Origin of the sequence: Luteitalea pratensis (assembly GCF_001618865.1) — a bacterium.
Lineage (GTDB): Bacteria > Acidobacteriota > Vicinamibacteria > Vicinamibacterales > Vicinamibacteraceae > Luteitalea > Luteitalea pratensis.
Genome location: NZ_CP015136.1, coordinates 4922100 through 4934317 on the forward strand (window position 1 = coordinate 4922100; position 12218 = coordinate 4934317).

Annotated in this window: 9 protein-coding genes; 5 read left to right on the plus strand and 4 right to left on the minus strand. The window is 69.1% G+C overall.

The window, feature by feature from the left end; all coding sequences use genetic code 11:
* Positions 1-42 precede the first annotated feature (42 nt).
* Complete coding sequence (locus LuPra_RS20545) at positions 43-999, plus strand: L-threonylcarbamoyladenylate synthase (RefSeq protein WP_110172482.1); 957 nt, start codon at positions 43-45, stop codon at positions 997-999.
* A gap of 70 nt (positions 1000-1069) precedes the next feature.
* Here LuPra_RS20545 and LuPra_RS20550 read toward each other — a convergent pair whose 3' ends face one another.
* On the minus strand, positions 1070-2014 hold the full coding sequence (locus LuPra_RS20550) for an alpha/beta hydrolase (RefSeq protein ID WP_110172483.1): 945 nt from the start codon (positions 2012-2014) through the stop codon (positions 1070-1072).
* A 182-nt stretch (positions 2015-2196) separates the two neighbouring features.
* Here LuPra_RS20550 and LuPra_RS32150 point away from each other — a divergent pair, with 182 nt between their 5' ends.
* From LuPra_RS32150 to LuPra_RS20570, 3 genes are all read left to right on the plus strand, one after another.
* Complete coding sequence (locus tag LuPra_RS32150) at positions 2197-3993, plus strand: hypothetical protein (RefSeq protein WP_157899481.1); 1797 nt, start codon at positions 2197-2199, stop codon at positions 3991-3993.
* Positions 3994-4129: 136 nt separating this feature from the next.
* Positions 4130-4483, plus strand: coding sequence for a PadR family transcriptional regulator (locus tag LuPra_RS20565; protein WP_110172486.1), 354 nt, complete (start codon positions 4130-4132; stop codon positions 4481-4483).
* A complete protein-coding gene (locus LuPra_RS20570) occupies positions 4480-7047 on the plus strand; it encodes an ABC transporter permease (RefSeq protein ID WP_110172487.1) in 2568 nt (855 codons plus the stop codon). Before LuPra_RS20565 ends, LuPra_RS20570 begins: the two co-directional genes overlap by 4 nt.
* Before the next feature lie 111 nt (positions 7048-7158).
* Here the strand turns inward: LuPra_RS20570 and LuPra_RS20575 are convergent, their stop codons facing one another.
* Together LuPra_RS20575 and LuPra_RS20580 are read right to left on the minus strand one after the other, a co-directional pair.
* Positions 7159-8022 (minus strand): PIG-L deacetylase family protein, encoded by an 864-nt coding sequence (locus LuPra_RS20575; protein WP_110172488.1) that lies wholly within the window; start codon positions 8020-8022, stop codon positions 7159-7161.
* Positions 8019-9425, minus strand: coding sequence for an ROK family protein (locus LuPra_RS20580; RefSeq protein ID WP_110172489.1), 1407 nt, complete (start codon positions 9423-9425; stop codon positions 8019-8021). The genes LuPra_RS20575 and LuPra_RS20580 overlap by 4 nt, the downstream gene beginning before the upstream one ends.
* A 145-nt stretch (positions 9426-9570) precedes the next feature.
* Here LuPra_RS20580 and LuPra_RS20585 point away from each other — a divergent pair, with 145 nt between their 5' ends.
* Positions 9571-10710: a ribonuclease D gene (locus LuPra_RS20585; protein ID WP_110172490.1), complete on the plus strand. Its 1140-nt coding sequence runs from the start codon at positions 9571-9573 to the stop codon at positions 10708-10710.
* Positions 10711-10728: 18 nt separating this feature from the next.
* Here LuPra_RS20585 and LuPra_RS20590 read toward each other — a convergent pair whose 3' ends face one another.
* Positions 10729-12105 (minus strand): tryptophanase, encoded by a 1377-nt coding sequence (locus LuPra_RS20590; RefSeq protein ID WP_110172491.1) that lies wholly within the window; start codon positions 12103-12105, stop codon positions 10729-10731.
* Between the last annotated feature and the right edge of the window lie 113 nt (positions 12106-12218).

The following is a 12218-nucleotide window of genomic DNA, read 5'->3' on the forward strand; positions in this document are numbered from 1 at the left end:
CCGGGATCTTACTCATTCCTGGCCGCGACGTATCATCGCCGGATGGTCGGCCCCGACGAGATCGCCGCTGCCGTCGCCGCGTTGCAGGCAGGTGACGTGATCGGCCTGCCCACCGAGACGGTCTACGGCCTGGCCGGGGATGCCAGCAACCCGGTGGCGGTCGCTCGCATCTTCGCCATCAAGGGCCGCCCTTCGTCTCATCCCGTGATCGTCCACCTGCCCGATGTCGCGCAGGTGCCGAGATGGGCACGCGAGACGCCGGCGGCCGCGACAGCGCTGATGCAGCGCTTCTGGCCCGGCCCACTGACAATCGTGCTGCCGCGCAGGGCATCGGTCTCTGCCGCGGTGACTGGCGGGCAGGACACGGTCGCCCTGCGCGTCCCTGCGCATCCGGTGGCGCGGCAGGTGTTGGACGCGTTTGGCGGTGGGCTCGCGGCACCATCGGCCAATCGCTACGGCCGGATCAGCCCGACGACGGCCGCACACGTACGGGCGGATCTCGGCAACGAGGTGCGCATCGTCCTGGACGGTGGCCCGTCGGAAGTTGGCCTCGAGTCGACGATCGTCGCGTGCATCGGGCAGCAGATCTCGATCCTTCGCCCTGGACGCGTCGGGGCCGAGGCGATCGAAGCCGTGGTGGGACCCGTCAGCGGTGCCTCACCGGTGGCGCCACGCGTGCCTGGCAGCGTTGCCTCCCACTACGCGCCCCACACCCCTCTGGAGATCGTGGAGGCCGTGGCCCTCGACGACGCCGTGGCCGCGCACGCGCGAGCGGGCCGTCGCATCGCAGTGCTCGCTCCTGGAGAGAGGCCCAATCCTGCCGCCGCCTGGCGGTCTGCGGCCACCGATTCGGAAGGCTACGGCCGTGCGCTGTACGACCATCTGCGACGACTCGACGAGGTCGGCGCCGACGTCATCCTCGTCGTTCGGCCGCCCGATGGACCGGAGTGGTTGGCCATTCACGATCGCATCAGGCGCGCGGCGGCTCGTCCTCGTTGAGGCGGCCCGCGCCTCCTCGGCTGCAGCCTGCCGTAGGCTGCAGGCCGTAGGCTGTAGGCCGCAGGCTACGTCACTGCGCGGTGCTCGCCGTCGGATATGGGCCGACGCGATCCGCCGCCACGGGAGCGTCTGTGCCTATCTTCCGGTGAAGGAAGGCCAACTGGTCGGCGAAATGCGAAGGCGGCAGCCGATGGCCGGCCTCGTACCACTGCTTCTCCGCTCCCGCGGGCGCCAACGCATGGAACGCCTCGGCGACGTGTGGCAGCACGGCCTTGTCGGCGCGTCCATTCTGGAGGTATATCCGGTCGCCGAGCGCTCGCGGAAGGAAGACCTGACCAGAGATCGGCCGCATCGCCGCAACCCATGTCTCCCGCTCTGCGCCGGGCAGGTCCGACAACGGCGGCAGCCAACTGCCATCCGCGGCTGTGAAGTGCGCCACGAATCCGGCATCCCCGACCGCGAGGACGAACGCGCCCACGCGATCTTCAACGCCGGCAAGAATCCCACCCATCGCGGCACCGTAGCTGCCGCCGATGAAGCCGAGCCTGGCCGGATCGACATCGTCACGTGCGACGAGCACGTCAACGGCGCGTCGCATGTCCACGATGGTCTGGACCTGTTCGTCGGCATCGCGTGCAGTAAAAGTGATGGGGTCGTTCCGATCGCGCCGGGCAAACGCCGCATCGATGCCAATCACGACGGCACCCTTGCGGGCCACGAAGAGGGCACGCGGATCCATGTTGGCGGTGCTGCCCGGGGCACCGTGGGCCATGACGATGCCGGCCAGGCGGGTCGGCCTGGGCGCGGTCGGCACGAACAGCTTGCCTGTCACGCGTCCGCCCCGAGGGCTGTCGAAGCTGATGGCGTGCACCTCGATGGTGCCCTCGCGACGGACCAGTGTCGATTCGAGGCGAAGCGGTGTCCGGGAGTCGTAGTCGAACGGCGCGTCGTGATGGGCCACGGCCGGGCACGCGACGAGCGCCACTAGCAGGATGGAAAACGGCCAGGGAGTCATGGCCGCAGAGACGAACAACCCGAACGCGTCGTTCGAAAGTGTCCGGGAACGGACGAAGTGACCGCTTTCGGTCGCTCGGCCGTTCGTCGCGGCTCGTGGTGTCGTTGACAGTACGGAAGCCGCCACGGCGCTTCCCGATTCCCGGTTCGCGATCCGCCGACTCCCGCCTCCCGACTCCCGAAATGGTGTCCTGGTTCACCTCCCTTGCCATCGCCCTGTTGACCGGCCTCGTCGCCCTGCTCGCCGGTGGGGTCGTCGCCGACTTGTGTGTCGGCTGGTACCGGATTTCTTCGTTCGAGGGCGCCTCCGGTTACTTCGTGATCCTGGTCGCCTTGCTGAGCGGCGGCGCCGGGGCGGTCGTCGGGTTACTGATCGCCCGTGCCGTGGCGGCAGTACCGGCGATGAACGCGCTCAAGACGGCGGGCCTCGCCGTGGTTGCCGTCCTGCTCGTGGCTGGAGGCGTGGCGGGCGCGGCGCGCCTGCTGGCCGACGTGCCGCCAGAACTCGATGGCGAGCGGTTGTTCCTTCTGGTCGAACTGCGCTGGCCCGGCAGCGCTCGCCCGCCAGGACTCGACCAGGGACCTGGCATCGTCCGCCTCGGCACACTCAGCGGCTCGACGATGCGCCGCGAGGAGGCGGGGCCGCTCTTCCTGGAGGACGCGCGGCAGGAGCAGGGCCATTGGACAGTGCCTGGAGTGGTGGAGATCTTCACCACGCGCGGCACGCCCGTCCTGAACGTGTTCGTCGGCGACACACGAGTTGCGTCACTGCGACCGCCGCTGCGTCGGTACCCCCAGCGCGAAGATCTGGCGTGGAGCGAATGGCAGCAGGCCCTGCCGCTTGGGCAGGGGCCCGGCGTCGCTCCCGTCAGCTATCGCTTCCGCGTTTCCCGGAGGACGGCGCCGGCGCGAACACAGCAGGTTGGCCCATTCACCGTCCACACAATCGTCCGTGATTTCGCTCGATTCGGTGACATCGAGGCGATCGGGGCGGTCTCGACCTTCCACCTGCAGGACGCCGGGCGCGACCTGCTGGCCGATCGGCGCATCGAGGACGTGGCCATCGTCTCCACAAAGCCATGGGCGCTGCTGGTGAGGGATGGTGAGGGCTGCCGGCTCGTGAAGCAGGGTGAGGCTGCGGCCTCACCCTCGCCGTCGCAGCCGTGCGAGGTGGAGCCGCCTCCGCCGTCGCTGCTCACGCTCACGGCGACGGTCGGATCGGTGACGCCAACCCCAACCTCACCACGCATCCACGGCTGGCTGGACACGGTGACGTTCCGGGCGCCCGGCCTGTACATCGCGGGTGCGGCCCTGCTCGACACGCGCACACTTGTGCTTACGCCACACGGTTGGCCGACCGAGCCCGGCCGCCAGCAGGACGTACCGCCGCTTGCGCTGTCGCCAGACGAGCGCACCGTCGTGTGGTTCTCTCCCGGCAACGGCTACGACACTGCGCCAGTCATCGCCGCACGTCGGCTCGACACCGGCGGCACGGCCACCTTCCCCCTGGACCGTGCGCGGATGCGCTACCGAACCGCGCAACTGGACATGACCCCCGAGTGGTTCGCGCACCATTTCGAATGGTCCCGCGACGCCGATGGCATCGACGTGCTGCACGCCCGGCCGGACGCCGTGCCGCTGCCCTACCGTGGCGCCTTGTCCGAGGGTGGACCCGGTGCGTATCAGACCTACCAGCTCTCGCCGGGTGGCCGCCCCCTGCGTGATGCCGTCTACGACATCCTCGTGAAGGAACTGCACGGGACACCGCGCGAGGAGGAACCCGCGACCGTCGACACGCCTCGCGTGGAGATCGATGGTGTCATCTACAGCGTGACGTTCAGCCGGGGTGGTGACACGGTGACCGTCACCACGTACAAGACCCGGCCAGAGGCCATGGCCCGCATGGCCGACCGCCTCGACGCCATCGTCGTCTCGGGTCGGCTGGACGGGTTGTTCACGCCTGATCCACCAGCACCCTGAGGTCGAGTCGCACCCTGCCGTCGCCATCCCGGCCCTGCCCTCGTCCCGTCCAGCTTCCTGGTGAGCACGCCTGCGTACGGAACCCCGGGCCGGCCAACTACGTCTTGCATGGATATATCGGAGTACGATACATACCATGCCCATGTCCCGCTCCACGCCACCGGACGTCAATTCCCTGCGGCCACTGCCGCCGGCGGTGTTCCACATCCTGGTCTCGCTTGCGGCTCGAGACGCGCATGGGTACGCGATCATGCAGGAAGTGGCCGATCGCGCCGGCGTGCGACTCGGACCGGGCACGCTCTACACGACCATCCGGCGACTGCTCGAGCAGGGACTCGTGGCGGAACGGCGATCGGCGCTTGGTGACGACAACGACGACCCACGGCGCCGCTACTACCGGCTGACCGCGTATGGGCGCGCTGCGGCACGAGCCGAAGCAGCCAGGCTGAGCGATCTGGTGCGCCAGGCACGCACCCTGGGGCTGGCATGATGACGACTGCAACGAGGTGCTTCCGGACACTGCTCCACGCCTACCCGGCCGCGTTCCGCGAAGAATACGGCGACGAGATGACCTGGGCGTTTGCCGAGCGACGCGCCGCGGAGGGCGCGTGGCGCGTGTGGCCGGCGACCATCCTCGAGATCCTGTGGACCGCCGCCCGTGAGCACCTCGACGTGACACGCCGTGACCTGCGCATCGCGGTGCGGGGGCTGTCGCGAACGCCGGCGCTCACACTGGTCATCCTGCTGGCGCTCGCGATCGGCGTCGGTGCCAACACGACGGTCTACACGGTCGTGCGACAGGTGCTCTGGGCACCATTGCCCTACGCGGATTCGGATCGACTGGCCGTCGTCCTCGAAGGCGGCCGGGGACCGGTCGCGCCTGCGATCGTCGCCGACCTCCGCGAGCAGGTGCCAGCGTTTGCCGACGTCGGCGCAGCGGAGCTCTGGGGCCCGACGTGGACCGGCGGCGCGCATCCCGAGCGGTTGCCCGCGATGCGCGTGACGCCCAATCTCTTCGTGCTGCTCGGTGTCTCGGCGAAGATGGGCCGCACGCTGACCACGGGCGATGTGCGTGGCGTCGTCCTGAGCCACCGTTTCTGGCAGGAGCGCTTCGGCGGTGCTCGCGACGTGATTGGACGCGAACTGCTGCTCGAAGGTGTGCCCCACCCCGTGCTTGGCGTGATGCCACCGGCGTTCGCGTTCTCACCCTTCTGGGCACGCGCCGAGGTGTGGGGCCCGCTCGACCTCGCGCCAAAGCGTGACGACCGCGGTGGCGCATCGCTGCGCACCTTCGCGCGCCTGCGTCCCGGCGAATCCATGGCCACGGCGCAGGCACAGGTCGCCGCCCTCGACTCGCGGCTCCGTGCCGTCTATCCAGTCGCGCACCGCGACCTGCACCTGCAGGCGCAGGCCCTGCATGCGAAAGTCACCGGTGACGTACGGCCGCTCCTGTGGATGCTCCTGCTGGCGGCCGCGTGCGTCCTGCTCGTCACCTGCGTCAACGTCGCCAGCCTGCTGCTCGCGCGAGCCGTGCAGCGGCAGCCGGAGATGGCGGTGCGCGTCGCGCTCGGCGGGCGCAGCCCGGCCATCTCCCGTCAGCTGTTGACCGAGAGCCTGCTGCTGGCCGCTCTCGGCGCAGCGGCGGGTCTCGCCCTCGCCTGCTGGCTGGTGTCGCTCGTGCCGGGTCTCACCCGGCTCGGCCTGCCTCGGCTCGAGGATGTGAGCGTGGACTGGCGCATGGCGGTGGTCGCCACCGCTCTCAGCGCGCTGACTGGCCTCGCTTTCGGACTCGCCCCCGTGTGGACGACACGGCGAAGCCTGCGCCTCGGTCCACGCGGCGCCAGCGAATCCCGGCGCGCACGCCGGATGCGCGGCGCGTTCGTGGTCGGTGAAGTGATGCTCGCCGTGTTGCTGGTGGTGACGGCCGGCCTCCTGGTGCGCAGTTTCCAGCGGCTCTCGAGCGCTGATCCGGGCTTCCGGCCCGAGGGGTTGCTCTCGATCGAGGTCTCGGCGCATGCGTCGCCGGCCTGGCGCAACAACCGCGGCGTGCTGTTCGAGCAGGTCGTGGAACGCGCGCGTGCCGTCCCCGGCGTGACGTCCGCAGCGGTCATCAACCACGTGCCGCTGGCTGGCGACGCCTGGGGTGCGCGGCCCCTGATCGAGGGGGCGGCGACCGAGGCGCGGGCACATGCAGTCTGGCGCGTGTCGGGGCCTGGCTACCCCGCGACGGCGGGCATCCGGATCAGCGGCGGCCGCGATTTCACACGGCAGGACGGCGTGGGTGCGCCGCTGGTGGTGATGGTCAACCAGGCATTCGCGCGTCAATACCTCGATGGCGCCGCGCTCGGCCGCCGGGTCTCCTTCACGGACGACGGCGAGGCGGCTGTCTGGCGGACGGTGGTCGGCGTGGTAGGCAACGTGCGGCAGCAGGAATGGGCGGCCACCACCGAACCCGAGATCTACGTGCCCCTGGCGCAGACACCCGAATACCTCGACGCCCCAAAGCCCCACTTCTCGGCGATGACACTCGTCGCGCGCACGACCGGAGACCCGCGTGTCCTGGGCGCGGCCATCCAGGCTGCCGTGTGGGCGGTCGACGCCGACCTGGCGCTCGCGAAACCGATCGCGCTGGCTGACGAGGCGGCACGGCAGCTATGGCGGCCCCGGTTCGCCTCGCTGCTCGTGTCCGCGTTCGGCGTGTTGGCGCTGCTGCTGGCCGCCACGGGCGTCTACGGGCTGGTGGCGCACGACGCGAGCCGACGCACGAGGGAAATCGGCATTCGCCTCGCGCTCGGCGCCCCCTTGCGTGGTGTGATGGCCTCGGTGCTCGGGCGCGGGCTCGGACTGGTGGCCGGTGGTCTCACCCTCGGTGTCGGCACCGCGATCGTGGTCACGAGCCGGCTTCGCCAGCTGCTCTTCGACCTCCCGCCACACGACCTCGTCGTGTTCACGGGGACCGTGCTGCTCTTCCTGCTCGTCGGCGTGGCCGCCTCTGCGGTGCCGGCGTGGCGGGCGGGCCGGGTCGATGCCGCTCGCGCGTTGCGCAGCGAATGAGCGCCAGCAAGCTGGCAAATCGCCACGGTTCGCGATCAAGACGGACTTCATCGGGAGGCCTTCGTCATTCGGCCTTCGGCCGTCGCGACATCAGGCATCAGGCATCAGGCATTAGAGGAGCGTGATCGGGCTGGTGGCCGCGGAGAGGATGCGGCCGCCGTCGAACGTGTGGTGCAACGCATCGTCCTTCCATTGCCGCAGCCGATAGATCGTGGCAAACAGGACGTCGGGCGCGGCACCACCCTGTCCACCCACGACCTCACCCCCACGACGCACGTTGTCCTGCATCCATGCGGGCACCAGCAGGTGATACGGGTTGCGGCGGACCTCCTCCACGTGGAACGACAGCGCCGCCATCATGTCGGCCAGATCCTGCACGCTCGACTCCACCATCAGGTTCGGCGTCGACATCGCCCCCCAGAACTCGGTCTCGACCACGTGGCAGGCAAACGTCGGCCCTTGCTGCCCGAGCGCATCCATCAGCAGGTGGTAGGTGCCGATATGTGAGCTGTTCCAGTCGGTCTCGTGCGGAAAGAACACGACCGCAGGCTGATGCTCGGCAACGATGCGCGCAATCACTTCGACGCACGTGGCCCAGTGGCTGGGGTCGGCGCCGCGGGTCTTCGGGTTGATCTTCTCCAGCCCACCAGGCACCGTCTGCACCAGGTCGAAACCGAGGTACCGGCAGGCCTGCGTCAGTTCGTCCCATCGTCCCTGCTGCCGCGCCTTGTTGCTGCCCTGCGTCACCGCGACGTTGACAACGCGGTAGCCGGCCTCGCGCTGCAGCCGCAGGGCCAGCCCCCCGATGATGCATTCGTCATCGGGATGCGGCGAGAAGATGAGCGCCTTCGGTGCGTCGGACGCCACCGGCGGATGCGCCGGAATCGGGAAGCCTCCGAGCTGGAACTGCTTGCCGTCGTGCGCGAGGCGCGCCAGCGACGACACGTAGTGCAAGTACGGATTGCCGTCGCTCATCGCGGGACCTCCGGCAGGCTTGCCGCGGCGATGGCCTGGCCGTGCCGCTTGTCCTTCTCGTCGGGCACGTGGAGGGTGATGCGCCGCGCGAGGTCCGGGAACTCCGCGTCCAGCACGCGGCGTGCGCCGTCGACGATGTCGTCCCCGCCAGGCCCCGAGGTGACGCGACCGAGCACGAGGACGTGGGCGATGTCGTAGAAGTCGGCAAAGTGCGCGACGCCGTAGCCGAGGTACGTGCCGAGCGTGTCGTAGATCTGCCTGGCGCCTTCGTGGCCCTCGGCGCGCAACTTCTGCACGACCTTCAGCTTCTCGGGCAGGCCCATGTCGGCCGGCGTCTCGATACCGGCGACCGGCGCCAGGCGGCCGACGGCCTGCTGCGAGAAGTACTGGGATCCGACACCGAAATCCCCGGACCATTCGTCCACCGGCGCGTCAGGATTGAAGGCCACCGGGACGAACGCGAGCTCGTTGAGCCACGACGTGATGTTGCCGTCGGGCGTGACGTAGCCGGCCGCCGTGCTGGTCCCGAGCGCGATGCCGAGAATCGCGTTCTTGCCAAGCGACATCGACCCGGCGAGCGCGGTGACCTCTCCGTCGTTGACGACTTCGAACGGCACGCCCTGCCAGGCTTTCCTGACCTCGAAGAAGATGTCCTTCACGCGCGCATCGAAGAGATCCTGGGGCACGCCACGGAACAGGGAGCCGGCCTTGACACGGTTGTTGACGTAGACACCGGCGGCGCTGCCACCGATCCCGTCCACGCGCGGCAGGTGCTCGGCTGCCTTGCGCAGCGAGTCCATGATCCCGTCGAAGTGATACTGCGGATCCGGCTTGTGGTATGGGTCCCACACCGTTTCCTCGCTGTAGACGACCTCCCCGTTGACGACCGCCGCGACCTTGCGATCGCTGCCACCGAGGTCGAAGCCGATGCGGTAGCCCTCCAGGTGCCGCCCGAGCGGCATCGTCACCGATCGCTCGGCCGGCAGGTCGGTCGTGTGCACGACCTCGATCGGATGGTCGAACATGCGGAATGCCACGAGGTCGGCGTCGAAGCGCCCGGTCGCGGTGTCCTGGTAGTGCGCGTTCAGCGTGGCGGCCAGTTCGGCCGGGCCGTCGATGTAGATGCGCCAGCCCCCGCGCGACCAGAGCAGGAACTTGACGAACCGCTCGACGAAGGCGGCGTTACCGGCGGCGTCGCGATGCGAGGCCGGGAGCACGGCGATGTCGAAGCGGAACACCGAGCCATCGGCCTGTTCGATGGCGAGGCGCACCGGCACGCCCCCACCGGCCTCGGCAACCTGCGAGCGAAAGGCGCGCACTGCGAGCACGGCGGGACGGAAAGCCGGGTCCAGCACCGGCGTGATCCTGGGAGCGACGAGCGGAAGGCCGTTGAGGGTGTCCATCGGGCGGGTCCACGATACCACCGCGGCAGCGGGTGGCGCTCGTCGCGCACTGGCCACAGCGTTCCTGTACGCATGCGGCATCCGGCGCGATAGGATCGCTTGCCGATTGCGGCTGCCGCGATCCTTCGTAACCATAGACCTCGCCATGAACGCTCCCATCTTCATCGCCGACCAGGGCGAGCTCGCCGGGCTCGTGCACACGCTCGGCACCTGCGACGCCATCGCCGTCGACACCGAGTCCAACAGCCTCCACGCCTGGCGCGAGCGCGTGTGCCTGATCCAGTTCTCGACGCCGACCGCGGATTACCTCGTCGACGCGATCGCCATCGCGGATCTGTCATCGCTGGCGTCGATCTTTGCCAATCCCCACCAGCAGAAGATCTTTCACGCCGCCGAGTACGACGTGACCTGCCTCGGCCGGGACTACGGGTTCAGCTTCGCCAATCTCTTCGACACGATGAGCGCCGCACGCACGCTCGGATGGCCGCAAGTGGGCCTGGCGGCAATCCTCGAGACGAGGTTCGGGGTGACGCTGAACAAGGCGCACCAGAAGGCGGACTGGGCCAGGCGCCCGCTCACGCCGGAGCAGATCGACTACGCGCGGCACGACACGCATCATCTCGTCGCGTTGCGCGACCTGCAGATCGACGCCTTGAAGGCCGCGGGTTGCTGGGAGGAGGCGCAGGAGGACTTTGCCCGCCTGGCGCGCCTGCCGGCCGGCGCCCCCGCCGGCGTCCCCGATCCGGTCGCCTTCTGGCGCGTGAAGGGCGCCTACGACCTCACGCCGCCGCAGGCCGCGATCCTGCAGGCCGTGCATGCCTTCCGGGAGTCCGAGGCTGCCCGCCAGGATCGGCCCCCGTTCAAGGTCATGGACGAGGCGACGCTGCTGGCGCTGGCGCTACACGCACCGGCGTCCCTCGACGACCTCCGCCGCCTCGCGCGCATGCCGCCACCGCAGATCCAGCGATACGGGCGCGGCCTGCTCCAGGTCATCGCCGGTGCGCGAACGGCGGCGCCGGTGCGGCCGCCGGTCACCGAGCGCGAACCCGACGAGGTGCGGGACCGGTACGACCGCTTGCGGCTGTGGCGCAAGAAGCGCGCGCAGGCACGCGGCGTCGAGTCCGACGTGATCCTGCCGAAGACGACGATCCGGGACCTGTCGCGTCGGCCACCCACCACTGTCGAGGACCTCGCGCAGATAGCCGACTTCGGGCCATGGCGTCGTGCGACCTACGGCGCCGAGATCCTCGCGCTGCTCGCGGCCGATGCGGCGACGCCAGCCTGACGTACGAGGGCGGGCTACTCAGGCAAGCGCGGCGAACGACGCGGTGAAATGGCGGAGCGGGCGCGGCGCCGACGTGATGCGGTAGCCACGCAATCGATCGCGCATCGCCGCCACATGGATCACGGCCTCGGCGACGAAGTCGATGTGCGACTGCGTGTACACGCGTCGCGGAATCGCCAGGCGCACCAGGTCGAGAGCGCCTGCTGATTCGGTGCCGTCGGCGTGCAGGCCGAACATCACGGTGCCGATCTCGACGCTGCGGACACCCGCCTCGACGTACAACGCATTGACGAGCGCGATGCCCGGATACTGCAGCGGCGGAATGTGCGGCAGCAGCGCGCGAGCGTCGATGTAGACCGCATGCCCGCCTGCCGGCTGGATGATCGGGACGCCGGCTCTTGCAACCTTGTCCGCGAGGTACTCGGTTGACCGGATGCGGTACCGCAGGTACGGCTCCTCCACCACCTCTTCGAGGCCGCGAGCGATGGCCTCGAGGTCGTACCCGGCGAGGCCGCCGTAGGTCGGAAAGCCCTCCGTGAGGATCAGCAAGGTGCGGCATTGCTCGGCCCACGCGTCGCTGCGCATCGCCAGGAAGCCGCCGATGTTGGAGAGTCCGTCCTTCTTGGCCGACATGGTGCAGCCATCGGCCAGGCTGAACATCTCCCGAGCGATGTCGCTCGGCGTCCGGTCCGCCATGCCAGGCTCGCGTTGCCTGATGAACCACGCGTTCTCGGCAAAGCGACAGGCATCGAGGAAGAACGGCGTGCCGTAGCGATCGCACAGCGCCCGAACGCCACGCAGGTTCGCCAGTGACACTGGCTGCCCGCCGCCCGAGTTGTTGGTGACCGTAACCATCACGAGCGGTACGCGGTCACGGTCGCGCGCGAGCAACGCCTCGAGCGCGTCCAGATCGATGTTGCCCTTGAACGGGTGCACGACCGATGGCTGTCGCCCTTCCGCGATGACGAGGTCTCGCGCCTCTGCCTCCTCCACTTCGATGTTGGCCCGGGTCGTATCGAAGTGGTTGTTGTTGGGCACGATCTGACCGGCCTTCAGGATCGTGTGGAAGAGGATTCGTTCGGCAGCTCTTCCCTGGTGTGTCGGGATGACATGTGCGTACCCGGTGAGGTCGCGCACCACCTGCTCGAAGCGATAGAACGAACGGCTGCCGGCGTAGGACTCGTCGCCCTGGATGAGCCCACCCCACTGCGCCGACGACATCGCGCCCGTGCCCGAGTCGGTCAGCAAGTCGATCAGCACATCGTCGGCGCGCAGCTTGAAGACGTTGCCGTCCGCTCGTGTCAGCGCCGCGGCACGCTCCTCGCGCGTCGTGAAGCGGAGCGGCTCGACCGACTTGATGCGAAAAGGTTCGATGATTGTCTGGAACGGGTGCATCTGCGTCCTCGCGACCTGGCCGAAAGCTCCAGCCTACATCGCGCCTTCCTGCCACGACCGCCAGCTCATCTGGTCGCGTGGGAGTGCGAACTGCCCGATGGTCCGCGAGGCGT

Excerpts from the sequence above, each read along its gene's own strand:
- LuPra_RS20545 (WP_110172482.1), top strand. The coding sequence starts at position 43 with ATGGTCGGCCCCGACGAGATCGCCGCTGCCGTCGCCGCGTTGCAGGCA.
- LuPra_RS20550 (WP_110172483.1), bottom strand. The coding sequence starts at position 2,014 with ATGACTCCCTGGCCGTTTTCCATCCTGCTAGTGGCGCTCGTCGCGTGC.
- LuPra_RS32150 (WP_157899481.1), top strand. The coding sequence starts at position 2,197 with ATGGTGTCCTGGTTCACCTCCCTTGCCATCGCCCTGTTGACCGGCCTC.
- LuPra_RS20565 (WP_110172486.1), top strand. The coding sequence starts at position 4,130 with ATGCCCATGTCCCGCTCCACGCCACCGGACGTCAATTCCCTGCGGCCA.
- LuPra_RS20570 (WP_110172487.1), top strand. The coding sequence starts at position 4,480 with ATGATGACGACTGCAACGAGGTGCTTCCGGACACTGCTCCACGCCTAC.
- LuPra_RS20575 (WP_110172488.1), bottom strand. The coding sequence starts at position 8,022 with ATGAGCGACGGCAATCCGTACTTGCACTACGTGTCGTCGCTGGCGCGC.
- LuPra_RS20580 (WP_110172489.1), bottom strand. The coding sequence starts at position 9,425 with ATGGACACCCTCAACGGCCTTCCGCTCGTCGCTCCCAGGATCACGCCG.
- LuPra_RS20585 (WP_110172490.1), top strand. The coding sequence starts at position 9,571 with ATGAACGCTCCCATCTTCATCGCCGACCAGGGCGAGCTCGCCGGGCTC.
- LuPra_RS20590 (WP_110172491.1), bottom strand. The coding sequence starts at position 12,105 with ATGCACCCGTTCCAGACAATCATCGAACCTTTTCGCATCAAGTCGGTC.